This is a genomic window from Streptomyces sp. NPDC090798 (genome assembly GCF_044768965.1).
Classification (GTDB): domain Bacteria; phylum Actinomycetota; class Actinomycetes; order Streptomycetales; family Streptomycetaceae; genus Streptomyces.
In genome coordinates this window covers 300,335-323,882 of the sequence record NZ_JBIVXA010000011.1, presented here as the reverse complement: position 1 = coordinate 323,882, position 23,548 = coordinate 300,335, and the positions used below count along the sequence as shown (strand labels likewise).

Here is a 23,548-nt window from a genome sequence, read left to right as displayed (position 1 = left end):
CAACTCGCCCCGGAGCCGGTCCACTTCCCCCAACCTCACTCCGGGAAGCTGCCCACGATCAGCCGAGATCACTCAACGTAACGAAGCACTACTAGCCCTCGGCGATCTCCCGCACCTCGCAGGTCACCGTCCAGTGCTCCTCGTGCACCTTCAGGAACCGCTTGGTCCACTCCAGGGCCTCGGCCATGTCCTTGCACTGCATGAGCGCGTAGCCGCCGACGACCTCCTTGGACTCGGTGAAGGGCCCGTCGGTGACGGACAGCTGCCCGCCCGACCAGTGCACCCGCTTGCCCTGGGCGGACGGCGTCAGCCCGGCGGTGTCGAGCATGACCCCCGCCTTGGTGATCTCCTCGATCAGCTCGCCCATCCGCTGCATCAGCTCCGGGCTCGGGCCCTCGGCGGGCGCGGTGCTCTCGTCGATCTGGACCAGCGACAGGTAACGCGGCATGGTGACTCCTCGTGTCCGTGGTGCCTCGGAGGCGGGGCTTCTCCCTGCCTCTCACCCGTGCGTCGAACGGGAGACACCGGTTTCGACACCGTCCCCGGATTTCTCTGAAGTTTTTTCTCTCGGCGGGGTGCGGCGGCTGTGGATCAGTCGGCGAAGTCCTTGAGCTTCTGCGTCTCCAGCGTGAACCCGACCGGATCCGGCAGCTCGATCACCGCTCCGAACGCACGGGTGGTGAGCGAGCGGTAGACGCCGCCCTCGGGGTCGCAGTGCACGGTCACGCTGTCCGTGTCCCGGTCGACGAGGAGGTAGACGGGGATGCCGGCGGCCGCGTATCCGTCGGGCTTCTCGATCCGGTCACGCCGGTCGGCGTCCCGGTCGTGCGAGGTGACCTCGACGACCATCAGGACGCCCGCGGGCTCGGCCCACTCACCTTTTCCGGCGAAGTACTCCTCGGGCGCCAGAGCTCCGTCCGGCCGAGCGCGTCCCTTGCGGTACGCCTGGACCTGGAGACCTTGTTCCGGGAAGAGAAAGAGTTCGGGACGGTACTGCATGCACCGCTTGAGGAGCCAGGCAACGATCTGCGCGTGGTTGCCGTCCGGCATGGGCTTGACCCCGATCTTTCCGTTCAGGAATTCCAGCCGGGCCGACTCGGGCGCGTGACGGGCGAGCTCCTCGAATTCCTCGACGAGCATCTGGGGCCGGTCGGCAGTGCTGGGGGTCATGGCGTCGCCTCCTCCCCTCCATCCTGCCCCGGTCACGGGCGGACCGTGCTGCAAGGTCGTCATGTGCCTGCTCCTTTCTTCGTCCTGGTCCCCGTACGGGGCCCCGCGCGCAGTGCGGCGCGCAGCTGTCCGACATGGGCGCGCACCTCATCGGCCGCGAGGGCGGGCCGCCCGCCCCAGCACCCCCCGCACAACCCGCCCCGCAGCCCGTCACCGCCCCCGCCCGGCTCCCCGCACGCCGTGCACACCACCTCGTACCGGGGCGCCGGTGGCCGCGGCTCGGGCGGCGGGGGCAGTTTGGCGAGGAGCCGGGCGCGTACGAAGGCGTACGCGTGCGCCACGCGCTCCGGGAGCCCCGCCGTCAGCGCCTGGACGAGCTGTGCCTCACCCGCGCCCCGCGCGAACCACTCGGCGGCCTCCTCCTCCAGCGCCGCGCACTCCCCCGCCGACAGCGTGAGCCGGGCGTCGATCCTGCCGAGCCGGGCCAGCGCGCCGTACGCCGTCGAGCGCGCCGCCCGCGCCGGGGGCCGCTCGGTCACCGGCGTCCGCCCGGCGAGGAAGGCGTTCCACCAGGCGTCGTCGTGCGCGGTGCGCGAGAAGAAGGTGTGCCAGACCCAGCGGGGGCAGCCGTCGACGGTGACGGGGCGGCGTACGCGGCGCAGATGGCCCGCCGCCGAGAGGTTGTTGAGGGCGGTGGCCAGGGCGCACTGGCCGTACGGGAGGTGCTTGGCGAGGGTCTTGATGGAGAGGTCCGACTCGTCGGCGAGCCGGTCGATGTACGTCGCGATCGATGCCTCGCGGGTGGGCAGGTGCTCGAAGTCGCGACCCGTACGGGGGGTTTGATCGGGCGCCGACCGTTTTCCGTAACCCGGATTGGCCAGGGGATGGGCGGAGGGGCGCGGGGCAGCACTAAGCTGGGCGACAGCCATGAGTCGAAACGCTTCTTTCGGTCTCGGTGGTCAGACCCCCGCGCGGTGCTGAGAACACCCACGGGGGTCGATGCTTTCCCGGCGCACGCCACACGTCCGCCATGCTCCGCCGCGACCCGATCACGAAAAGTCATCACCCCTGGCCGGAGCGGCACTTGGGCCGCCGGACAGGGAGGGTGGGCGGGTAGGGCCTCCCGCCCAATCCATACAAAAGCGTCTCGAATCCCGACCCCCGAAGCTCAAGTCCCGGCGAACAGGGCGCAGGCGTGCTCGCGGAAGTGCGGGGCTGACCCGGGGGCCGGGTGGGCAGGTTCCCGTATGCCCTTCGATCACGACGATCACTACCACCGGATGCTGCTGCGGAAGTTGCCGAAGCACGGGCGTATCGCCCTCGACGTCGGCTGTGGCACCGGGGGTTTCGCGCGACGGATGGCGGCGCGGGGCTATGAGGTCGACGCCGTCGATCCGTCCGCCGAGGTGATCGGCGCGGCGCAACGGATCGGGGGCGGGCCTCGGTTCCGGCGGACGGACGTCGCCTCCGCCGGGCTGCCGAAGGGGCACTACGACGTCATCACCTGTCTGGCGAGCCTGCATCACATGCCGTTCGGCACGGTGACCAGGTTCCGGGAGGCGCTCGCGCCCGGCGGGGTGCTGCTGGTGCTGGGCTGCTACGCGGGAATCAGCTGGTGGGACCTCGCCGCCGTGCCCGCCAACGCCGTGGCGCGGGCGGGGGTGGCGATGGGCGAGCGGCTGCGCGGAAGCGAAGCCGTGCTCCTGCGGGCGCCGGTGCGCGAGCCGCGGATGTCGCTGGCGGACGTCCGGAGCGAGGCGGACCGGCTGCTGCCCGGCTCCCGCGTCCGTCAACTCCTCTACTGGCGTTATCTGTTGACGTACCGGGTCGGCGGGGTCGACCGGGTCATTTGAGCGAGGCCCATAGGTCGCTCGCCTCCGGCTCGTGGGCCACCACCCGGTTGGGGTTCGAGGGGGCCGTCACCACCGGCATGGTGATCGTCCTGACCTTGTCGGAGGAGAGGGACTTCAGACTCTGGCCGAGCTTCATCAGTTCGCCCAGTGAGTCGAGCCCCGTGTCCGTCGTCAGACTGCCGGTGACGGCGTCGGCGACCTTGTAGAGCTTGGCGGGGTCGGTCAGCAGGGACGTCGACGCCATCTGTTCCAGCAGTGCCTTCACCAGCTTCTGCTGGAGGCCTATGCGGCCGAGGTCGCTGCCGTCGCCTATGCCGTGCCGGGTGCGGGCCAGCGCCAGTGCCTGGGTGCCGCCCAGGTGGTGGGTGCCCGCCTTCAGGTGCAGATGGCTCTTGTCGTCGTCGATGTTCTGGTCCGTCGTGACCGTGACGCCGCCGAGCGCGTCCACCAGCTTCGCGAAGCCGGAGAAGTCGATCTCGATGTAGTGGTCCATGCGGACGTCGGTGAGGGACTCGACGGTCTTCACCGCGCAGACCGGACCGCCCACCGAGTACGCGCTGTTGAACATCGCGCCGTACGCCACCGAGGTCGTCCCGCCGGACGAGGTCGGGCACGACGGGCGGGTCACCAGGGTGTCCCGGGGGATGCTCACCACCGTCGCCTTGGTGCGCCCCTCGTCGACGTGGACGACCATCGCCGTGTCGGAACGGGCGCCCGAGCTGTCGCCGCCCCCGAGCGCGGCGTTCGCCTTCCCGCTGCGCGAGTCGGAGCCGAGGACCAGGATGTTCAGGGCGCCGCTCGGCAGCGGGGCGGCCGGGGCGGACGCGGACGCCGACGGGGTCGACACCGCCTTCGCCGGCCGGTCGTCGCCCAGCGCGCTGTTGATGTCCACGCTCTTGATGTTCTGGTTCAGATGCCAGTAGACCCAGCCCGCCCCCGCAACGGAGAGCACGAGGACGCCGGCGAGCGTGATGCCGGCGGCCTTCAGCAGACCTCTCCGCCGTCCGGCACGTCTCGCGGCGCCCTCGTTCCCGTCCCCGCTCTCGACCCCGTTCCCGTCCCCGCGCCCGGCCCCATGTCCGCCCCCGCGCTCCTCTTCTGCAGTCACGCGGAGGAACGTAAGTCCGAATTATTACGAGCAGGAACCTCTTCTGGGGTTTCCTTCGGAAAATCTAAGACTTCTCACGCCGCCCTCAGCCCAGCGTCACCGTGGGCAACGGATTGCTCCCGCTCCATGACGCGTTGAACCCGAACGTCACTGATCCGCCCTTCGGTACCGTTCCGTTGTAGGAGGCGTTCGCGCACGTCACCGCCGCACCGGACTGGGTGCAGTCGGCGTTCCAGGCCTGGGTGATCCGCTGGCCCGCGCCGTACGTCCAGCTCACCTTCCACGACGACAGCGCGGCCCCGGAACAGGCGATCCTCACCTGCCCCGTGAACCCCGTGTTCCACTGGCTCTGGACGCTGTACGCCGCCGTGCAGGCACCCGTGGGCGGTGGTGTCGAGGTCCCGCCCAGCGAGCCCGCGATCGCGTAGTACGCCGGTTTCGGCACGTAGTTCTCGTCGTACGGGGTCGCCGCGCCGTACCCGGAGAAGACGTCCGGGATCCAGGAGTCGGAGTCGGTGAAGCCCCAGACGGTGACGCCGTAGCACCGGGACACCGCCACGCACGCGTCGAACACCGCCTTGTAGTCGGCGGCCTGCTGCGCCAGCTTCGCGCTGTCGGAGGGGACCTGCATACGGATGTCCAGCTCCGTGACCGCCACGTCGACGCCGAGGTCGGCGAAGCGCTGGATGTTCTGCTGGAGCGTGGACGGCACCTGGCCGAGGATGAGGTGGGCCTGGAGGCCGACCCCGTCGATCGGGACGCCGCGCTCCTTCAGTGACTTGACCAGGTTGTAGAGGGCGGTGCTCTTGGCGCCCACGCCCTCGACGTTGTAGTCGTTGATGTAGAGCTTGGCGCTCGGGTCGGCCGCGTGCGCCCAGGTCAGGGCCTGGGCGATGTAGTCGGAGCCGAGGCCGTTGTACCAGAGGGTCGAGCGGTAGGTGCCGTCCTCGTTGAAGGGCTCGTTCACCACGTCCCAGGCCGCCAGCTTGCCCTTGTAGCGGGTCACTTCAGTGGTGATGTGGTCCTGGAGGAGGGCGCTGAGCTGCGCGGACGTCCAGGTGCCGTTCGTCAGCCAGCTCGGGTTCTGGCTGTGCCAGACCAGCGTGTGGCCGCGCACCTGCTGGTTGTGGGCCTGCGCGAAGGCCACGATCTGGTCGGCCTCGGCCCAGTTGTAGGTGCCCCGGGTGGGCTCGACGGTCTCCCACTTCATGGCGTTGCCGGGAGTGAGCGAGTTGAACTGGGCCCCGGCGATGTCGCCGTACGTCCCCGTCAGCTTGGACCCGGTGACGGCGGTGCCGATGGCCTTGCCCTTGGCGGCGGCGAGGTCGCGCAGCGGGGTGTCGGCCGCGTGGGCGGCGGGGGCCGCGAGCAGCAGGGCGCCGAGGGCGGCGATGCCGGTGAGGACGGACCCCAGGGATAAGCCTGTTCTCAGAGATCTCATGCGGGTGCCTCCGAAAGTTTCGGTCGTGCAACCGATTGGCTTCGGAGGAGTGTGGGGCGGGATGCCCCACTCGTCAATACGTTCACTTCACGCCAGGCCGGCCGCCGGAGCCGCCCCCGTACTGCTGCGCACCACCAGACTCGTCGCCAGCTCCACCCTGGTCCCCGCCGCCGGCCGCTCCTCGCGCCCCAGCTCCAGCACCAGCCTGGCCGCCGCCTCCGCCATCTCCGTCAGCGGCTGTCGTACGGTCGTCAGCGGCGGCCCGACCCAGCGCGCCACCGGCAGATCGTCGAACCCCACGACGCTCAGGTCCTCCGGGATGCGCAGACCCAGCTCGCGGGCGGCCTCGTACAGGCCGAGCGCCTGGAGGTCGTTGCCGGTGAACACGGCCGTCGGGCGGTCGGGGCGGCGCAGCAGGTCGAGGCCCAGCCGGTAGCCGTCCTCGTGGTGGAAGTTCCCCACTCTGATCAGCTCCGGGTCCACCGGCAGTCCCGCCGTCTCGAGCGCCGCCCGGTATCCGTCGACGCGCGCGCGGCTGCACATCATCCGCGAGGGCCCGCTGATCGCGCCGATCCGCCGGTGCCCCAGCTCGACGAGATGGCGGGTCGCGGCCAGCCCGCCGTGCCAGTTGGTGGCGCCGATGGACGGCACGTCGTCGCCCGGGTCGCCCGCCGGGTCCATCACCACGAACGGAATGGACCTGCTGGTCAGCAGCGCGCGCTGGGACTCGTCCAGCCGGGACAGGACGAGGATCACACCGTGCGGGCGACGGGCGGCGACCTGGTCGGCCCAGGTCCGCCCGGGGGTCAGCCGTCCCGCGCTCTCCGAGAGGACGACGCTCAGCCCGTCGTCCCGGGCCACGTTCTCGACGCCCCGGATGACCTCCATCGCCCAGGCGCTCTCCAGCTCGTGGAAGACCAGGTCGATGAGGGGTGAGCGGGTCGCCTCGGCCCGGCGGCGCCGGTAGCCGTACACGCGCAGCAGCTCCTCGACCCGGGTGCGGGTGGCCGGGGCGACATCGGCCCGGCCGTTGAGCACCTTCGAAACAGTCGGAGCGGAGACGCCGGCCTCGCGGGCGATCTCGGCGAGGGTCGCGGTCCCCGAGGAACGGTCCGCCCTCCGCTTCTCCACGGGCTTCGCGGGATTCATGGGCGCGATCGTATCCCCGGGTGCACGCCGGGCGACCCCTCTCCGACCTCAGGAAGGTCCGTAACATTCGGAGACTGGCTAGAAACATTCGGCCGCTGCTTCGACAACGCCGCCCCGGAGGCGGGACCGACCGCTCACTTCACGCGCACCTCGCACCGCATCCGCCGCTCCCGGCCCACCACCCGCTCGGGCCCGGTCAGTGTCACCGGCACCGCGTACCGCACCTCGCCGTCGGCGCTGGACGCCCCCAACCGCAGCTCCAGCTCCCCCGGTTCGACGATCCGGTCGCCGTCCGGGCCGGTGTACGCGGCCAGGTCCGCCGGGACCGTGAAGTGGACCTCCGCCGACGCGCCCGCCTCCAGCGGCACCCGCGCATAGCCCACCAGCCGGGCCACCGGCCGCGCCACCTTGCCGACCGGGTCGTGGAGATAGAGCTGCACGACCTCGGTACCGGCCCGCTCCCCCGTGTTGCGGACGGTCAGCCGCAGGGTCGTCTCGCCGTCCGTCGGGAACGCCGTGTCGTCGACCGACGGCGCCTGCCAGTCGTACGTCGTGTACGACAGCCCGTGTCCGAACGGGAACAGGGGCGTCGGGTCGAGGTTGCTGGCCTCACCCCGCTGCCCGAGCGGCGGGGCGAGATACGTCCACGGCTGCCCGGCCCGCTCGCGCGGCACGCTCACCGGGAGCCGCCCCGACGGGTTCACCCGCCCGGACAGCACCCCGGCCACCGCGGGACCCCCCTCCTGCCCCGCGAAGAACGCCTGCACCACCGCCGCGCACCGGTCCGCCCAGCGCCCGAGCGCGTACGGCCGCCCCGAGAGCACCACCAGCACGACCGGTGCCCCGGAGGCCAGCGTCTTGTCGACCAACTCCCCCTGCCCCTCGGGCAGTTCGAGATCGGCCGCGTCGCAGCCCTCGCCCGAGGTGCCCCGCCCGAACAGTCCCGAACGGTCCCCGACCGCGACCACGCACACGTCGGCGGCCACCGGATCGTCGGTGAACTCCACGTCCGGCAGCTCGGCGCGCAGCGCCTCCAGCAGCGTCGGCACGCCCACCCCCATCTCGACCTCGGGGTAGTCGAGGAGGACATGGCGGGGAAAGGTGTAGCAGCCGAGCATGGCGGCGGGATCGTCGGCCAGTGGACCGAGCACGGCGATCCGCCGCACCCCGGACGCCAGCGGCAACGTACCCCCGTTGGCCAGCAGGACGACCGACTCCTGCGCCAACTGCCGGGCCAGCGCCCGCATGTGCGGCGGATCGAGATCGGCGGACGCGGAGTCGGCGGGCGGTGCCCATCCGGGGTCCAGCAGCCCCAGTTCGCACTTCTGCGTCAGCACCCGCAGCGCGGCCCGGTCCACGAACTCCTCGTCGAGGGGCCCGGCGCCGTAGCAGCGCACGGCGGGCAGCTCGACGTCCACGCCCGCCGCGAGCGCGAGCCCGGCCGCCCCCGCGGGCGAGTCGGTGAGCCCGTGCGCGGTCTCCAGGAAGGACACCCCGAAGTAGTCGGCCACGACCGTGCCGGTGAACTGCCACTCCTCCCTCAGGAGTTCGGTGAGCAGCCGGCGGTGCGCGTGGGCGGGCAGCCCGTCGAGGTCGTTGTACGAGGCCATCACCGACCGCGCGCCGCCCTCCCGTACGGCCATCTCGAACGGCGGCAGGATGACGTCCGCCAGTTCGCGCGGGCCGAGCGAGGCGGGCGCGTGGTTGCGGGCGCCGCGGGAGGCCGAGTAGCCGGCGAAGTGCTTGAGGGTGGCGACGACACCCGCCGACTCCAGACCCTGGACATAGGCGGTGCCGACGGTCGCCACGAGGTAGGGGTCCTCGCCGATCGACTCCTCCGTACGGCCCCAGCGGGGATCGCGTACGACGTCGAGGACCGGGGCGAGGCCCTGGTGGACGCCGACCGAACGCATCGAGGCGCCGATCGCCGCCGCCATCTCCTTCACCAGGGCCGGGTCGAAGCTCGCGCCCCAGGCGAGCGGGGTCGGGAAGACGGTCGCCCGCCAGGCCGTGAACCCGGTGAGGCACTCCTCGTGGGCGAGCGCCGGCAGCCGGAAGCGGTTCGCGGAGCGGATGCGTTCCTGGAGGGAGGCGAGGCGGGCGGCGCCCTCGGCCGGCTCGACCGGCGCGGTGCCGAAGGGGCGGGTCAGCTGGCCGAGCCCGTGCGGGAGCAGCCGTGTCAGGTCGATGTCCTCGGACAGGGCGTGCTGCAGCGGCGCCATGTCCCCGCCCGGGGTCTGGTTCGAGCCGGGCCACACGCTGTAGAGCTGGGCGACCTTCTCTTCCGTGGTCATACGGGCGAGCAGGTCGGCGGCGCGGACGTCTGCGGGCAGAGCGGTGTCCTGCCAGGGGTCGGTCATGTAACTCCTCACGTATACAAGGCGGTAAGGCCGTCAGCCCTTGGTCGCGCCGAGCGTGATGCCGCCGATCAGCTGTCGTTCGGCGACCGCGTAGAAGGCCAGGGCGGGCGCCATGGCGAGGACCAGATAGGCGAAGATGCGGGCCACGTCGGAGGCGTACTGGCCCTGGAACTGCTGGATGCCGACGGGGACCGTCCACCAGGTGGGTTCGCTGAAGACGAGCAGCGGGAGCAGGAAGTTGTTCCAACTGCCCACGATGGCGAGGACGGAGACGGTGCCGAGCGCCGGGCGGGCCAGCGGCAGCAGGATGCGCCAGAAGAAGCCGAACGAGGAGCAGCCGTCGAGGGTGGCGGCCTCCTCCAGTTCGCCGGGGATCTCCCGGAAGAAGCCGCGCAGGATGACGATCGTCATGGGCAGGCCGAAGGCGGCCTGGGGCAGGATCACGCCCCAGGGGTTGTCCAGCAGCCCGAAGGTGCGCAGCAGGATGAACAGCGGCAGGATCGCCACCGCGAAGGGGAACATCAGCCCCATCGTGAAGACGGTGAAGAGCACTTCCCTGCCCCGGAAGGCGAACCGCGCGAGCGCGTAGGCGGCGAGCGCCGACGCCCCCACGGTCAGCAGGGCGGTGGCGACCGCGATGAGGGTGCTGCTGCCGACGGACCGCCAGAACGGTCCCGAGCCGAGCAGCGAGGTGTAGTTCGAGGTCACCCAGGGGTGGGGAAGGCCGAAGGTGTTGCCGGAGAGCTGGTCGGTGGACTTGAAGCCGGAGACGAGGGCGTACAGCAGTGGGGTCACCATGACCGCGCCGACCAGCCACAGGATCACGTACACGGGCAGCGTGCGCAGCCTCCGACGGCGTACGACACTCTTCGGGACCGTGCTCTCAGGGGCCGCGCTCTTCACGGCCGCGCTCATCGGCCTGCTCGCATGGTGGTGATGGCTCCTTCGGTGTCGCGGCGCAGCACGAAACGCTGGTAGGCGAGGGCGAAGACGAGGCTGATCAGGAACATCGCCACGCTGATCGCGCTGGCGTAGCCCATCTGGTAGCGCTTGAAGCCGTACTGGAACATGCTGATGACCATGGTTTCGGAGTGGTGGTCGGGACCGCCCGCGGAGATCACCCACACCAGGTCGAAGAGCTGGATGGCGCCGATCACCGACAGGAACACGCTGATCCGCAGGGTCGGCGCGAGCAGCGGGAGCGTGACGTGGCGGAAGCGCTGCCAGCTGCCGGCGCCGTCGATGCGTGCCGCCTCGTGCAGCTCCGCCGGGATGCCCTGGAGGCCTGCCAGGTAGAGCATCATGTGGAAGCCGAAGTACTTCCAGGTCATGACCAGGAAGAGGGTGGGCAGGACGGTGTTCTGGCCCGCGAACCAGAGCCCGCCCAGGCCGTCGAGACCGACCGCGCCGAGGACCTTGTCGGCGAGTCCGTCGCCCGGCGCGAAGATCATGCTGAACAGCACGCCGGTGATGACCTCGGACAGGATGTACGGCGCGAAGAACAGCATCCGGTAGACGGCCCGGCCGCGCAGTCTCTGGTTGAGCAGCACGGCCATGGCGAGCGCGAACGGCAGCTGGAGGACGAGGGAGAAGGCGATGAGCAGGAAGCCGCGCCACAGGTCTCCGAGGAACACCGGGTCGTGCAGGAGCCGGGTGTAGTTGTCGAACCCCACGGAGTCGGTGGGCGAGCCGAATCCGCCCCAGTTGAAGAAGCTGACGTAGAACGCGTAGCCCATCGGCAGGAGGACGAGCATCCCGAACAGGGCGAGCGCCGGGATGGTGAAGACGAAGGCCGCGAACCAGTCGCGCACGCGCCGCAGGGCGGGACGGCGGGGCCCCCGGCCCGGTGAGACGGCCGTCGCGCCGGTCGGCTTGCCGAGCTCGGGCACATACGTCGACGCGGTCGAGGTCGAGGTCGAGTGCGTCATCGCCGGCCGCTAGCTCTTCTCGCTCTTGGCGACCTGGGTCACCGAACGCGCGACCTGCTCGGGCGACTTGGAGCCGGCGATGAGCGCGGCGACGCTGTCGTTGATCTCCTGGCCGACGGCGGGGGCGTAGGCCTGGTCGAGGTAGAGCTGGAAGCCGGTGGCGTTGTTCAGGGCGTCCGACACGGCGGTGAGGTTGGGGTCGGTCAGCGCGGGGCGCGCGTCCTTGGACACCGGTATCAGGCCGGTCTCCTTGACGAGCGTCTCGGCGAACTGTTTCTCCGCGAAGAACTTCAGGAACTCCACCGCCGCGTCCGGCGCCCCCTTGCGCACCGCGTGGCCGCCGCCCCCGCCGAACACCTCGGTGAGCGCGCCCTTTCCGCCCTCCACCGACGGGAAGGAGAAGAAGCCGAGATCGGCGCCGAGACCCTTGCCGGACGACTTCTCGACGCTCGGCGCCCACTGGCCCATCAGCTCCATGGCCGCCTTGCCGTTGCCCATACTGGCGGCCTCGCCGTTGGGCTCGGAGTAGGCGGCGCCGAGGAACCCCTTCTGGAACGGTTCGAGCGCGACGAGGTCCTTGAGGTGCTGGCCGGCCGTGACGAACCCGGGGCCGGTGAAGTCGGCGTCGGTGGCGGCCTTCCGCATCGCCTCGAGTCCGGCGACGCGCATCGACAGGTACGCCCAGTAGTACATGCCGGGCCACTTCTCCTTGCCGGCCAGCGCGATGGGCGTGATCCCGGCGCTCTTGAGGGCCTTGACGGCGTCGAGGTAACCGGACCAGGTGGTGGGCGGCGTGGTGATCCCGGCCTTCTTGAAGAGCGCCTTGTTGTACCAGAAGCCGACCATGCCGATGTCGAACGGAACGGCGTACGTCTTGCTGTCGAACTGGTAGGCCGACATCGCGGCGGGCAGGAAGTTCGCCGTCCACGGGGAGACCTTGTCCGTCAGGTCCTCGACCAGACCCGCGTCGATCTGCTGCTGGAGGACTCCGCCGCCCCAGGTGTGGAAGACGTCCGGCAGTTTCCCGGAGGTGGTCAGCGCGGTCATCTTGGACTTGTACGCCTCGTTCTCCAGCGTGACGATCTTGACCTTCACGTCCGGGTGCGCGGCCTCGAAGTCCCTGGCGCGCTGGGCCCACAGCTTCTTCGCCGGGTCGGTGGTGGTGATGTTCCACCACTCGATCGTGGTCTTGCCCGAGCTGTTCCCGCTGTCGGACGAACCGCACGCGCTCAGGGCGGCCGCGCCCAGTCCGGTCGCCGCGGATGCCGCCAGGAACCTCCGGCGGGAGAAAGAGGTGTAGGTGTTGCCCAACGCTCGCATCGCACACCTTCCGGAAGAGAGCCGAGAATTATCGGCCGAGTGCGCCGGAAGTTACGGGGGTACGACAGACGTGTCAACGCCCCTGACAAATATCGGGAGTTCTCGATGTGCAGGCCGGTGGGGGCTGGTCGCGCAGTTCCCCGCGCCCCTGAAGGGGCGCGGGGCTGTGTACATCAGCGGCTCCGCCGCGGGGCGCGGCCGACCCCCACCGGCCCGCAGCCCCGGAACAGCCTCAAGCCCCCGCCCATGGGGCCGCCCTCAACCCCGTCGCGCCGTACTCGCCCGAACGACCAGCTCAGTGGCCAGTTCAACCCTCGGAGAGACGGGGTCCTCGCCAAGGGCCAGCCGGAGCACCGTCCGCGTGGCCAACTTCCCCATGTCCGCCAGCGGCTGCCGCACCGTCGTGAGCGGCGGCGCCGACCACCGGACCTCCGGCAAGTCGTCGAACCCGACGACACTCATGTCCTCGGGCACCCGCAACCCCCGCCGCCGCAACGCCTCGATCGCCCCGAGCGCCATCTGATCACTCGCCGCGAACACGGCGGTCGGCGGTTCCTCCAGGTCGAGCAGCGTGTTGCAGCCGTCGAAGCCGGCCTGATGGTAGAAGTCCCCGGGCACGATCAGCGCGTCGTCGACCGCCACCCCCGCCCCGTCCAGCGCCGCCCGGTACCCGTCGAGCCGCGCCCGCGAGCACAGCAACCGCACGGGCCCGGCGACAAAGCCGATCCGCCGGTGCCCGAGCCCGAGCAGATGCTCCGTCGCCGCCATCCCGCCCGCCCAGTTGGCGGCGCCGACGGTCGGCACGTCGAGGGTCGGGGACCCCGCCGGATCGACCACGACCAGCGGCACCCCGAGCCGCCGCAACTCCTCGTGCAGCCGGGGTTCGAGGACCGAGGTCACGAGGATCACGCCGTCCGAGGCGCGGGCGCGCAGATTGGTCATCCACTGCCGGGCCGAGCCCGACGCACCGTGGATGGCGGAGACGACCGTGCCCACCCCGGAGGCGTGCGCGACCTCCTCGACCCCCCGGATGATCTCCACCGCCCAGGGGCTGTCGAGGTCGTTGAAGACCAGGTCGATCAGGGCCGCCCGGTCACCGGACGCGGACGACCTGCGCTGGTAGCCGTGGCGCCGCAGCAGGTCCTCGATGCGGGCCCGGGTCTCCGGCGACACGTCGGAGCGGCCGTTGACGACCCGCGACACGGTGGGCACCGAGACGCCGGCCTGCCGGGCGATCTCGGTGATCGTCACCTTGTTCTTGATGCTCTCCCGGGCCACTGCGCCCACCTCCGTCGACACGTCGAACCGCCCCTCTACCGTTCCACACCCACGGCCGAAACTTTGCAGGAGTCTTCCGGAAAAATGAGGTCGCCGTGAAGCCCAGCCGGAAACGAGGACGGAAACGAAGGCGTCAGGAGACCGACTCGAACCGCCACCGATGGACCGCCCGGGTCACCAACTCCCCGTCCGGCTCCGGGAGTTCGGGCAGCTCGGCGTCGTAGGCCGCATCCCACCAGGTGATGACGAGCACCCGGTCCTGCGGCGCGCGCAGGATCTCCCGCCGCAGCGGCCGCGTCGCCGGCTCCTGTCCCCGCACCCAGGCGAGCAGTTCCTCGCCCCGGCCGGGGACGGCCCGCGCCTCCCACATCAGCGCGACCGTCACGAGTACAGGTTCTCCTTCGAGACCTCGTGCACATGATCATGGCCGTGCTGGTGTGAACGACCGGGCACATGCGGGTCCGTCACCGGCAGCGAGGAGTCGGCCGACAGGTCCCAGTCGGAGGCGGCCCGGTTCCGGGAGACCATCTCCGCGCCCAGCGCGGCCACCATCGCCCCGTTGTCCGTGCACAGCTTCGGCCGCGGCACCCGCAGCCGGATCCCGGCGGCCTCGCAGCGCTCCTGGGCCAGCGCCCGCAGCCGTGAGTTGGCGGCCACGCCACCGCCGATCATCAGGTGGTCGACGCCCTCGTCCTTGCAGGCCCGTACGGCCTTGCGGGTCAGCACGTCGACGACCGCCTCCTGGAAGGAGGCCGACACGTCACGCACCGGCACCTCCTCACCCGCCGCCCGCTTGGCCTCGATCCAGCGGGCAACGGACGTCTTCAGCCCGGAGAAGGAGAAGTCGTACGCCGGGTCGCGCGGGCCGGTCAGGCCACGCGGGAACGCGATCGCCGAGGGGTCGCCCTCGCGCGCGTACCGGTCGATGACCGGACCGCCGGGGAAGCCCAGGTTCAGCACGCGCGCGATCTTGTCGAAGGCCTCACCGGCCGCGTCGTCGATGGTCGCGCCGAGCGGGCGGACGTCCGAGGTGATGTCGGTCGACAACAGCAGCGAGGAGTGACCGCCGGAGACCAGCAGGGCCATCGTCGGCTCCGGCAGCGGGCCGTGCTCCAGCTGGTCCACGCAGATGTGGGAGGCGAGGTGGTTGACCCCGTACAGGGGCTTGCCGAGCGCGTAGGCGTACGCCTTCGCCGCCGAGACCCCGACGAGCAGCGCGCCGGCCAGTCCGGGCCCCGCGGTGACGGCGATGCCGTCCAGGTCCCTGGCGCTCACCCCCGCGTCCTTGAGCGCCCGCTCGATGGTCGGCACCATCGCCTCCAGGTGGGCGCGGGAGGCTACCTCGGGCACGACACCCCCGAAGCGGGCGTGCTCGTCGACGCTGGACGCGACGGCGTCCGCGAGCAGGGTGGTGCCGCGGACGATGCCGACGCCGGTCTCGTCGCAGGACGTCTCGATACCCAGGACAAGCGGTTCGTCAGCCATTGCTCTCTGTTCCTTGTACGCCGTTTACTGAGGGTGAACCCGCGGCGGAGCCGCTGTCGGACGCGGTGAGCATCCGCATGACCAGGGCGTCGACGTTGCCCGGCTGGTAGTAGCCGCGACGGAAGCCGATGGGCTCGAAGCCGAAGCGCTCGTACAGCTTCTGCGCGCGGACGTTGTCCACGCGGCACTCGAGCATGACCTCGGCGCACTCGAACGCGGTCGCGGCCCGCAGCAGCTCGGTCAGCAGCTGGGCGCCGAGGCCGGTGCCCCACTGATCACGTCGTACGGCGATGGTCTGTACGTCGCCCAGGTCGCCGGAGGCGGCGAGCCCGGCGTATCCGACGAGCCGGCCCCTCTCGGTCGCGACCACGTACCGGCGCGTCGCCCCGGGTCCGCGGGCGTGGGCCAGCTCGGACCAGAACATCCCCCGCGACCAGGCGTCCTCGGGGAAGAGGTCCTTCTCAAGCTCCAGTACGGGATCGATGTCCCACCAGCGCATCTCGCGCAGCTCGGCGGTCACTTCGGGGTGACCACCTTGTAGTTCTTGGGCACCTGGGCGTCCGGGCGGCGCAAGTAGAGCGGCCGGGGCGCCTCCAGTTCCTCGCCCGCGGCGAGTTTCTCCGCCGCCAGGGACGCGAGCGCGCCCGCCGAGACATGCTCGGGTGCACGGGCGTCCGGGAAGGTGTCGGGATAGAGCAGCGCGCCCGCGCCCACGGCGGGCAGACCGGCGACCGTCCCGGCGATGTCGGCGGGCCGGTCGACGGCGGGCTCGGAGGCACGCGTACGGGGGTCGTCGTACAGCGCCCAGTACACCTCCTTGCGCCGGGCGTCCGTCGCGACGACGAACGGCCCCTCCATGGGAGCGCCGCCGGCGCCGTCGGCGGCGTACGCGAGCCCGTCGAGGGTGCACAGGCCGTGCACGGGCACGCCGAGCACGAGGCCGAAGGTGTCAGCGGTCATGAGGCCGACGCGCAGCCCCGTGTACGGGCCGGGGCCGACGCCCACGACGATGCCGGTGACGGCGTCCAGCTTGAGGCCTGCCTCGGCGAGCACCCGGTCGACGGCCGGCAGCAGCAGCTCTCCGTGCCGGCGCGCGTCCACCTGGCTCGACGAGGCGATGACGGACGTGCCGTCGTGCAGGGCGACGGTCACGGCGGGGGTGGCGGTATCCAGAGCGAGCAAGAGCACGCAAACAGCCTACGGCGCCCGAGCGCGACGCACGGCCGCCCCGGTCTGCGGGGCGGCGGCTGCTACCGTCACCACAAAGGACGTAATGGACACGAACGCGGTACGAGAGGCGGGTACGCAAGGTGGCTAGGAGCAGCTCGGGATTCGTGGCCGGGCTCACCGCGGCGGCTGTCGCGGTGGTCGGCTTCCTCGCCTACCAGGCGTCCGCGAACGTGCCCGACACCCTGGGCAAGCCCCTCGCGGGCGCGGCCGCCAAGGTCCCCACCACGAAGGCACCCCGGGACAAGAAGAACCCGGTGGCGCTGCCGGCCGCCTCCGGCACGGGTGAGCGGGTCGTCTACTCGATCGACGACGACCGCGTGTGGCTGGTCGCCGCGAACAACAGGACCGAGCGCACCTTCAAGGTCACCCCCGGCACGGTGGACCCTTCGGTCGGCACCTACGCCGTCACCTCCCGCTCCAAGGCCGTCACCGGATCGGACGGCGCCCAGATCGAGCACGTCGTCCGCTTCACCGTCGTCGACGGCGTGGCGATCGGCTTCAGCTCCGCCGTAGACGGCTCCACGGGATCTCCCGACTCCACCAAGAAACTCGGCGGCATCCGGGAGTCCCGCAAGAACGGCACCGCGATGTGGAACTTCGCGACGATCGGCGTGAAGGTGGTCGTCATCCGGTAGTCGGCGGGCCTGTACGCATCAGCTGACCCGCGCAGGAGCGCCCCGAGAGGGGCGCGGGGAACTGCGCGACCAGCCCCCACCGGACCGGCAAGCCGGAGAACCACCCCGCGGAGGGCTCACGCCGCCTTGCGGGGCCGCTCCACCACACGCACCGCCTCCGCAACGGGCGCCGCCGGCGGCCGGGACACCGCGTCGGCCGCCGCACATGACGCCAAAAGGTCCCGCATCGACACCCCGCCGCACGGCTGCTGCACCGGCACGTCACGTTCCGAAGCCGACATGGACGCCTCCTGGGGATTCGGGGGCAAGCGTGGTTAGGTAGACCTAACTACGGACTGAGGTCCATGTGAACACGGCCGAGACGCCGAACGCAACATCTTGCCGACGACTTGTCGGAACCTTCACGTCCCCCGAACCCTCACCCAGGGTGATCACGCCGCGAGCACGCTCAGATCGGTCGTCGCCCAGCGCTGCCCGAGCCCGGTGAGCGTGACGTGCCGTACCTCGTCCGTGGTGTCGCCGACGGCCCGGTGGATGACGACGTTGAGCCGGTCGTCGGTCAGCTCCTCGACCTTGCCCTCGCCCCACTCCACGACGATCACCGAGTCGGAGAGCGACACGTCGAGGTCGAGGTCCTCCATCTCGTCGAGCCCGCCGCCCAGCCGGTACGCGTCCACGTGCACGAGCGGCGGACCGTCACCCAGGGAGGGGTGCACACGGGCGATGACGAACGTCGGCGAGGTGACCGCGCCCCGTACGCCGAGCCCCTCGCCGAGCCCGCGCGTCAGGGTCGTCTTGCCCGCGCCGAGCTCCCCGTTCAGCATCACGAGATCGCCCGCGCGCAGCAGCTTGGCCAGGTGAAGGCCCAACTCCCGCATCTGCTCGGGCGAGTTGACGGTGATCCGGACGTTCACGCCCTCCGCGGTGGGCTCAGCCGGGTTGTGCGCTGCTGCTGGTGCTTCCATAGCCACCCACGGTAGCCCCTGCCGGGACGGCGCCCGCGCGCATCAGGAGGTCGGCGAGACGGTCTATGACCACCTCGGGGTGCTCCAGCATGACCAGATGCCCGCCGTCCGGGACGAGCACCAGTTCGGCGTCCGGCAGCAGATCCGCGATCGCCTCGCTGTGCTCACTCGGTGTCACCATGTCGCCGACCCCGGCCAGCACCAGCACCGGCAGTTCGGCGAAGTACGCGAGCGCCTCGGTCTTGTCGTGCTCGGTGAACGCCGGGTAGAACTCCGCGACGACATCGATCGGAGTGCCCTCGATCATCCGTTCGGCGAAGCGCACGATGGCCGGGTCGACGTCCCGGGACGCGAACGAGTACCGCTTGATGATCCCCGCGAACAGGTCGGCCGTGGCCCGCCGCCCCCGCTCCACCAGGGCGGCCTGCTGACCGAGCGCCTTCAGTACCCCCGGCAGCACCCGCCGCACCGCGTTGACGCCCGCGACGGGCAGCCCGAAGTTGACCTCGCCGAGCCGCCCCGACGACGTACCGACGAGCGCGACGGCGACGACCCGCTCGCGGATGAGGTCCGGGTACTGGTCGGCCAGCGCCATGACGGTCATCCCGCCCATGGAGTGTCCCACCAGCACGATCGGCCCCTCGGGCACGGCCGCGTCGATGACGGCCTTCAGGTCCTGGCCGAGCTGGTCGATGGAGACGGGTGTGCCGTCCTTCGTCTGCGCGACCCCGCGCCCGGAGCGGCCGTGACTGCGCTGGTCCCAGTGCACCGTGCGCACCACACCGCGCAGCGCGGCCCGCTGGAAGTGCCAGGAGTCCTGGTTGAGGCAGTACCCGTGGCTGAAGACGACGGTGACGGGGGCCGGGGCCTTGCGCCCGAAGAGCCGGCGCCGGCGCGGGGTGAAGGTGACGTCCTGCTCGATGTCGTCGACCTCGTAGTACAGCTCGGTGCCGTCGTCGGCGTACGCCTTGCCGGGCGTGCCGCGCAGCGAGCCGTACGGGCCCGTCGAGTCGAGCGCGAGGCGGGCCTTGCTGCGCATGCCGCGGCCCACCGTGAGCCGCTCTATGGCGACTCCGGCGGCGGCGCCCGCGGCGACCACGCCTATGGCGACGCCGGCGATACCGGCCTTGCGCCAGTTCCCGGCGGCGGAGGCGACGGCCGCCGCGGCGACGTCCGTGACGGCCTCCGCGCTGCTCTCGCTCACGTACCGCTCCTCTTCGCCGGGGTGTCGTTCACTTCAGAAGGTGGTGCTGGGGGGTGGTGCCGGTCGTGCTGAGGGTGGTGCCGGAGGTACCACTGATGGGGCAACTATGTCCTGTTGCCCTGTTGTCCTGCGTGGGGCACCCCCTGTACTCCTTGCGGGTTACCCGCCTTGTTCCTTATTCACGTATACGCGCGGCACTCGGGTTCCGATCCGGGTGACGATTTCGTACGCGATCGTCCCCGCCGCCCGCGCCCAGTCCTCGGCGGTCGGCTCGCCCCGGTCGCCCGGACCGAACAGAACCGCCTCCGAACCGGGCGCCGGCTCGTCCCCGCCCAGGTCGACCACGAACTGGTCCATCGCGACCCGCCCCGCGACCGTCCGCCACTTGCCGCCCACCAGCACCGGCCCGGTGCCGGAGGCATGGCGCGGCACGCCGTCCGCGTACCCGACGGGGACGAGGCCGAGGGTGGTGGCACCCGGAGTGACGTAGTGATGCCCGTAACTGACCCCGTGGCCCTTCGGTACGTGCTTCACCAGGGCGAGGGACGCGCTCAGCGTCATCACCGGGCGCAGCCCGAAGTCGGCCGGGGTGCCGAGCTCGGGGCTGGGCGAGATGCCGTAGACGGCGATCCCCGTCCGTACGAGGTCGAAGTGGCTCTCGGGGAGGGTCAGCGTGGCCGGCGAGTTCGCGATGTGCCGCACCTCGGGGCGCACGCCCCGCTCCTCGGCGTACGTCACCATCTCGCGGAAAAGGTTCAGTTGGGCCTGGATGGAGGGATGCCCGGGTTCGTCGGCACAGGCGAAGTGCGACCACAGACCGGTGATGTCGAGCAGCCCGCGTTCCTCGGCGCGCAGCGCCTCGCTCACGAGTTCGGCCCAGTCGGCGGGCTGGCAGCCGCCGCGCCCGAGCCCGGTGTCCGCCTTGAGCTGGACCCGGGCGGGCATCCCGGCCGCCTCGGCCGCGGCGGTGACCTCCCGCAGGGCCCACATACCGCTCACCGACACGTCGAGGTCGGCCTCGATGGCCTCCCGCCACGGGCCGCCCGGCGTCCACAGCCAGCACATGATCCGGTGGTCCGTCAGGCCCGCCGCGCGCAGGGCGAGGGCCTCCTCGGGGGTGGCGGTGCCGAGCCAGGTGGCGCCCGCCTCCAGCGCCGCGCGGGCGCACGGGACCGCGCCGTGGCCGTACGCGTCGGACTTGACCACGGCCATCAAGGCCGCGGACGGCGCGTGGGCGCGCAGGGTCCGCACGTTGGCCCGCAGGGCGGCCAGGTCGATCTCTGCGCGGGCGCGCAGGGGTGCTGTGTCGTTCATCGCGCCCCCAGTGTCTCAGAGGGGCCCGAGGGCCCCCGGAGGACGGTCAGGTCCCGGCCCTGCGGCCCCACACGTACACGTGGTCGTTCGTCTTGGTGACGTTCCACAGGGAGCGGGAGTCGGCGAGGCGCAGATTGACACAGCCGTACGAGCCGTTCGGGTCGTAGATGCTGCCGTAGATGGCGTGGAAGGCCTCTCCGCCGCTGAAGAACTGGCTGTACGGCATCGGGGTGTTGTACAGCGTCGACCAGTGGTTCTTGTGCTTCCAGTAGATCTTGAACCAGCCGGTCCTGGTCCGGTAGCCGGCCCGCCCGCTGCGCATCGGCACCGGTCCCCACAGCACCTTCTTCCCCTTCTGCACCCAGGTGAGCTGCCGGGTCAGGTCCACACACGCGACCCGATACGACCGCACGGGACACTTGCCGGCCGCGTTCGGGTTCTTCTTCGCGGACAGCAGCTGCATCCGCGCCCAGGTGACGGGGCCGGCGAAGCCGCTGTTCGGCTTGATCCCCTGTTTCGTCTGGAACGCCCGGATGGCGGCGCAGTCTCCTGCCGACTGCTTCCCGTCGACCTTCAGCTTCAGCCACCGCTCGACCTGCCGCTGGTACGGCCCGGTCAGCTTGGAGCACGTCACGGACTTCTCCGCGGCGGCCTCGCTGAGGGGGACGTACTCGATGAGCGCGTCCGTCTCCGCGGCGGCGTCCCTCGGCTCGACGGCGTCCTCCCGCGCGCTCGGTGTGTACACCTTGGGCGACAGCATCTGGTCCGGCGTGTCCACCTGCCACGGCTGATGGGGCCCCGGTGCCACGCCGGGCACCAGCTCCATTCCCGGCCCGGGAGCCGGGGGCCCTGCGTCCGCCGCCGCACCCTCCACCGGCGTCACCACCAGCAGCGCGAGGAGCACCCCCACGCTCCGGCATCTCATTCGTCTGCTCATCATCATGCGACCAGCGATACGCAACCCCGGGTCGAGCGGGGGTGAGCCGCGCGGACGGGGTCCCCCGTAATGGGCAACGCGGCGCCCCCGTAAGGGGCGCAAGGAACTGCGCGCCCAGCCCCCACCGACACCCAAGGGGGCCGAGGCGAAGCCCCGCCCCAGGGGCGCGAGGAACTGCGCGACCAGCCCCCACCGGCCCGCAGACAAATCGCGGCAGGCTCAGCGCAGCGCGTCGCGGACGTCCCGCCATGCCTCCGGAATCGCCGCCGCGACATCATGCGCCCCCAAGGGCGCCCCATCCGCCGCGAACCTCCCCGCCAGCCCATGCAGATACGCGCCCACACTCCCCGCGTCCAACGCCGACAGCCCCGCCGCGAGCAACGACCCCGTAAGCCCCGACAACACGTCCCCGCTCCCGGCCGTGGCCAGCCACGCCGTCCCCGTCGGATTCACCCGCACCGCCCCGCCCCCCGGATCGGCGACCAGCGTCGTCGACCCCTTCAGCAGCACGGTCGCCCCGTACCGAAGCGCCAACTCCCGCGCCGACGCCAGCCGAGCTCCCTCCACCGACTCCCGCGAAACCCCGAGCAGCGCCGCCGCCTCCCCGGCATGCGGAGTCATCAGCGTGGGCGCGGTACGGGCCCGTACGGCGGACCGGTCCGCGAGCCGCAGCCCGTCCGCGTCCACCAGCACCGGCACATCCGCCCCGAGCACCTGCGCCACCGCCGACGCGTCGTCCCCGACCCCGGGCCCCACCACCCACGCCTGGACCCGCCCGGCCCGCGCGGGCCCCTGGTCCGACACGAGCGTCTCGGGAAAGCGGGAGATCACGGCATCCGCCGCGGGCCCGACGTACCGCACCGCCCCCGCCCCGCCCCGCAACGCCCCGGACACGGCGAGCACGGCGGCCCCGGGATACCGCGCGGACCCGGCCGCGATCCCGACGACCCCGCGCCGGTACTTGTCGCTCTCGGCCCCGGGCACCGGCAGCCGCGCCACCACGTCCACGTGCTGAAGGGCCTCCAGCTCGGCCTCCTCGGGCAGTTCGAGCCCGATGTCGACCAGGCGTACGGAACCGGCGTACTCACGCCCCGGGTCGATGAGCAGCCCGGGCTTGTGCGTCCCGAAGGTCACCGTCAGATCGGCGCGGACGGCGGTGCCCCGGACCTCTCCCGTGTCGGCCTCGATCCCGCTCGGCAGGTCCACGGCGACCACGGCCGCCCGGGAGTCCGCGGCGTACTCGGCCAGCGGCACCGCCTCGGGCCGCAGCCCGCCCTTGCCCCCGATGCCGACGATCCCGTCCACGACGAGGTCGGCCCGCAGGATCAACTCCTCGGCGGCGCCGGACCCGGCCACCGTGCCCCCGGCCCGCCGCAGCGCGGCCAGGCCCGCGCCATGCGTCCGTTCGGGCACGAGCAGCACGGCGGTGACCCCCGCCCCCCGCCGCGCCAGCCGGGCCCCGGCGTACAGGGCATCGCCCCCGTTGTCCCCGCTGCCCACGAGCAGCACGACCCGGCTGCCGTACACCCGTCCCAGCAAGTCCGCGCAGGCAGCGGCCAGTCCGGCCGCGGCGCGCTGCATCAGCGCACCCTCCGCGAGCCGCGCCATCAGCTCACGCTCTGCCGCCCTGACCGTCTCCACGCTGTACGCAGTACGCATGGGTCGAGTCTCCCGTACGCGGGCTCACCGCGCCGCCCCGGCCGCCGGGACAACCGCCCTTTCCGCGGACCTGCCCCTACCCCTCCGCCACCACCACCGCCGAGGCCACCCCCGCGTCGTGGCTCAGCGACACATGCCACGAACGGACGCCCAGTTCGGCCGCGCGCGCCGCCACCGTCCCCGTCACCCGCAGCCGCGGCCGGCCGCTGTCCTCGACGTAGACCTCCGCGTCCGTCCAGTGCATGCCCGCCGGAGCGCCCAGCGCCTTGGCGACCGCCTCCTTCGCGGCGAAGCGCGCGGCCAGGGAGGCGATGCCGCGCCGCTCCCCGTTCGGCAGGTGCAACTCCTGATCCAGGAAGAGCCGATGGGCCAGCCCCGGCGTACGCTCCAGCGCCGCCAGGAACCGGTCGATCTCGGCCACGTCGATACCGACCCCGATGATGCTCATGCCCAGCACCCTATGGGCCGGACGGCCGCCGACGTGCCGACCTCTCGGCGTTGACTGCGCGAGC

General features: G+C 71.5%; 24 protein-coding genes. 2 read left to right on the top strand and 22 right to left on the bottom strand.

Features of this window, described 5'->3' with window-relative positions:
• Positions 1 to 91: 91 nt before the first annotated feature.
• From ACIQTP_RS25400 to ACIQTP_RS25390, 3 genes are all read right to left on the bottom strand, one after another.
• On the bottom strand, positions 92 to 448 hold the full coding sequence (locus ACIQTP_RS25400; RefSeq protein ID WP_060901481.1) for a YciI family protein: 357 nt from the start codon (positions 446 to 448) through the stop codon (positions 92 to 94).
• A gap of 143 nt (positions 449 to 591) precedes the next feature.
• A complete protein-coding gene (locus tag ACIQTP_RS25395) occupies positions 592 to 1,170 on the bottom strand; it encodes a Uma2 family endonuclease (RefSeq protein WP_355302824.1) in 579 nt (192 codons plus the stop codon).
• Positions 1,171 to 1,229: 59 nt separating this feature from the next.
• Complete coding sequence (locus ACIQTP_RS25390) at positions 1,230 to 2,099, bottom strand: hypothetical protein (RefSeq protein ID WP_403403383.1); 870 nt, start codon at positions 2,097 to 2,099, stop codon at positions 1,230 to 1,232.
• Between the two features lie 318 nt (positions 2,100 to 2,417).
• Here ACIQTP_RS25390 and ACIQTP_RS25385 point away from each other — a divergent pair, with 318 nt between their 5' ends.
• The gene (locus ACIQTP_RS25385) at positions 2,418 to 3,023 is read left to right on the top strand and encodes a class I SAM-dependent methyltransferase (protein WP_403403380.1); all 606 of its coding nucleotides are present in this window, start codon (positions 2,418 to 2,420) and stop codon (positions 3,021 to 3,023) included.
• On the opposite strand, the gene ACIQTP_RS25380 is transcribed toward ACIQTP_RS25385, so the two are convergent.
• The 12 genes from ACIQTP_RS25380 to tsaB all read right to left on the bottom strand — a co-directional run bounded on the left by ACIQTP_RS25380 (position 3,016) and on the right by tsaB (position 16,280).
• Positions 3,016 to 4,014 carry an LCP family protein gene (locus ACIQTP_RS25380; protein ID WP_403403436.1) on the bottom strand — a complete coding sequence of 333 codons (999 nt, stop codon included), beginning with the start codon at positions 4,012 to 4,014 and terminating at the stop codon, positions 3,016 to 3,018. The genes ACIQTP_RS25385 and ACIQTP_RS25380 overlap by 8 nt on opposite strands.
• Before the next feature lie 202 nt (positions 4,015 to 4,216).
• Positions 4,217 to 5,572, bottom strand: a complete 1,356-nt coding sequence (locus ACIQTP_RS25375; RefSeq protein WP_403403377.1) for an endo-1,4-beta-xylanase — start codon at positions 5,570 to 5,572, stop codon at positions 4,217 to 4,219.
• A gap of 87 nt (positions 5,573 to 5,659) precedes the next feature.
• Positions 5,660 to 6,721, bottom strand: coding sequence for a LacI family DNA-binding transcriptional regulator (locus tag ACIQTP_RS25370; RefSeq protein ID WP_403403374.1), 1,062 nt, complete (start codon positions 6,719 to 6,721; stop codon positions 5,660 to 5,662).
• Positions 6,722 to 6,855: 134 nt separating this feature from the next.
• Complete coding sequence (locus ACIQTP_RS25365; protein WP_403403371.1) at positions 6,856 to 9,081, bottom strand: glycoside hydrolase family 3 N-terminal domain-containing protein; 2,226 nt, start codon at positions 9,079 to 9,081, stop codon at positions 6,856 to 6,858.
• Positions 9,082 to 9,114: 33 nt separating this feature from the next.
• Entirely contained in the window at positions 9,115 to 9,996 is an 882-nt protein-coding gene (locus ACIQTP_RS25360) for a carbohydrate ABC transporter permease (RefSeq protein WP_403403368.1), read from the bottom strand.
• A complete protein-coding gene (locus ACIQTP_RS25355; protein WP_403403365.1) occupies positions 9,993 to 11,009 on the bottom strand; it encodes a carbohydrate ABC transporter permease in 1,017 nt (338 codons plus the stop codon). The genes ACIQTP_RS25360 and ACIQTP_RS25355 overlap by 4 nt, the downstream gene beginning before the upstream one ends.
• Before the next feature lie 9 nt (positions 11,010 to 11,018).
• Positions 11,019 to 12,329 (bottom strand): extracellular solute-binding protein, encoded by a 1,311-nt coding sequence (locus ACIQTP_RS25350; RefSeq protein WP_403403362.1) that lies wholly within the window; start codon positions 12,327 to 12,329, stop codon positions 11,019 to 11,021.
• A 258-nt stretch (positions 12,330 to 12,587) separates the two neighbouring features.
• Positions 12,588 to 13,628: a LacI family DNA-binding transcriptional regulator gene (locus tag ACIQTP_RS25345; RefSeq protein WP_403403359.1), complete on the bottom strand. Its 1,041-nt coding sequence runs from the start codon at positions 13,626 to 13,628 to the stop codon at positions 12,588 to 12,590.
• Positions 13,629 to 13,740: 112 nt separating this feature from the next.
• Positions 13,741 to 13,992, bottom strand: coding sequence for a hypothetical protein (locus ACIQTP_RS25340; RefSeq protein ID WP_402034756.1), 252 nt, complete (start codon positions 13,990 to 13,992; stop codon positions 13,741 to 13,743).
• On the bottom strand, positions 13,989 to 15,092 hold the full coding sequence (gene tsaD / locus ACIQTP_RS25335) for a tRNA (adenosine(37)-N6)-threonylcarbamoyltransferase complex transferase subunit TsaD (protein ID WP_403403356.1): 1,104 nt from the start codon (positions 15,090 to 15,092) through the stop codon (positions 13,989 to 13,991). Before tsaD ends, ACIQTP_RS25340 begins: the two co-directional genes overlap by 4 nt.
• Positions 15,085 to 15,591, bottom strand: coding sequence for a ribosomal protein S18-alanine N-acetyltransferase (gene rimI / locus ACIQTP_RS25330; RefSeq protein WP_402035991.1), 507 nt, complete (start codon positions 15,589 to 15,591; stop codon positions 15,085 to 15,087). Before rimI ends, tsaD begins: the two co-directional genes overlap by 8 nt.
• A gap of 17 nt (positions 15,592 to 15,608) precedes the next feature.
• Positions 15,609 to 16,280, bottom strand: coding sequence for a tRNA (adenosine(37)-N6)-threonylcarbamoyltransferase complex dimerization subunit type 1 TsaB (gene tsaB, locus ACIQTP_RS25325; RefSeq protein ID WP_403403354.1), 672 nt, complete (start codon positions 16,278 to 16,280; stop codon positions 15,609 to 15,611).
• 122 nt (positions 16,281 to 16,402) lie between these two features.
• On the opposite strand from tsaB, the gene ACIQTP_RS25320 reads away from it, so the two are divergent.
• Entirely contained in the window at positions 16,403 to 16,957 is a 555-nt protein-coding gene (locus ACIQTP_RS25320; protein WP_403403351.1) for a hypothetical protein, read from the top strand.
• A 116-nt stretch (positions 16,958 to 17,073) separates the two neighbouring features.
• On the opposite strand, the gene ACIQTP_RS25315 is transcribed toward ACIQTP_RS25320, so the two are convergent.
• The 7 genes from ACIQTP_RS25315 to ACIQTP_RS25285 all read right to left on the bottom strand — a co-directional run bounded on the left by ACIQTP_RS25315 (position 17,074) and on the right by ACIQTP_RS25285 (position 23,484).
• Positions 17,074 to 17,238: a hypothetical protein gene (locus tag ACIQTP_RS25315; protein ID WP_403403348.1), complete on the bottom strand. Its 165-nt coding sequence runs from the start codon at positions 17,236 to 17,238 to the stop codon at positions 17,074 to 17,076.
• Between the two features lie 150 nt (positions 17,239 to 17,388).
• Positions 17,389 to 17,922, bottom strand: coding sequence for a tRNA (adenosine(37)-N6)-threonylcarbamoyltransferase complex ATPase subunit type 1 TsaE (gene tsaE, locus ACIQTP_RS25310; protein ID WP_403403345.1), 534 nt, complete (start codon positions 17,920 to 17,922; stop codon positions 17,389 to 17,391).
• Complete coding sequence (locus ACIQTP_RS25305) at positions 17,888 to 19,126, bottom strand: alpha/beta fold hydrolase (RefSeq protein WP_403403342.1); 1,239 nt, start codon at positions 19,124 to 19,126, stop codon at positions 17,888 to 17,890. The genes tsaE and ACIQTP_RS25305 overlap by 35 nt, the downstream gene beginning before the upstream one ends.
• 159 nt (positions 19,127 to 19,285) lie before the next feature.
• Positions 19,286 to 20,440 (bottom strand): alanine racemase, encoded by a 1,155-nt coding sequence (alr, locus tag ACIQTP_RS25300; RefSeq protein ID WP_403403339.1) that lies wholly within the window; start codon positions 20,438 to 20,440, stop codon positions 19,286 to 19,288.
• A 46-nt stretch (positions 20,441 to 20,486) separates the two neighbouring features.
• Positions 20,487 to 21,365: a L,D-transpeptidase family protein gene (locus ACIQTP_RS25295; RefSeq protein WP_403403336.1), complete on the bottom strand. Its 879-nt coding sequence runs from the start codon at positions 21,363 to 21,365 to the stop codon at positions 20,487 to 20,489.
• A gap of 231 nt (positions 21,366 to 21,596) precedes the next feature.
• The gene (locus tag ACIQTP_RS25290) at positions 21,597 to 23,036 is read right to left on the bottom strand and encodes an NAD(P)H-hydrate dehydratase (protein ID WP_403403333.1); all 1,440 of its coding nucleotides are present in this window, start codon (positions 23,034 to 23,036) and stop codon (positions 21,597 to 21,599) included.
• A 76-nt stretch (positions 23,037 to 23,112) separates the two neighbouring features.
• Positions 23,113 to 23,484, bottom strand: a complete 372-nt coding sequence (locus tag ACIQTP_RS25285; protein ID WP_060895278.1) for a holo-ACP synthase — start codon at positions 23,482 to 23,484, stop codon at positions 23,113 to 23,115.
• Between the last annotated feature and the right edge of the window lie 64 nt (positions 23,485 to 23,548).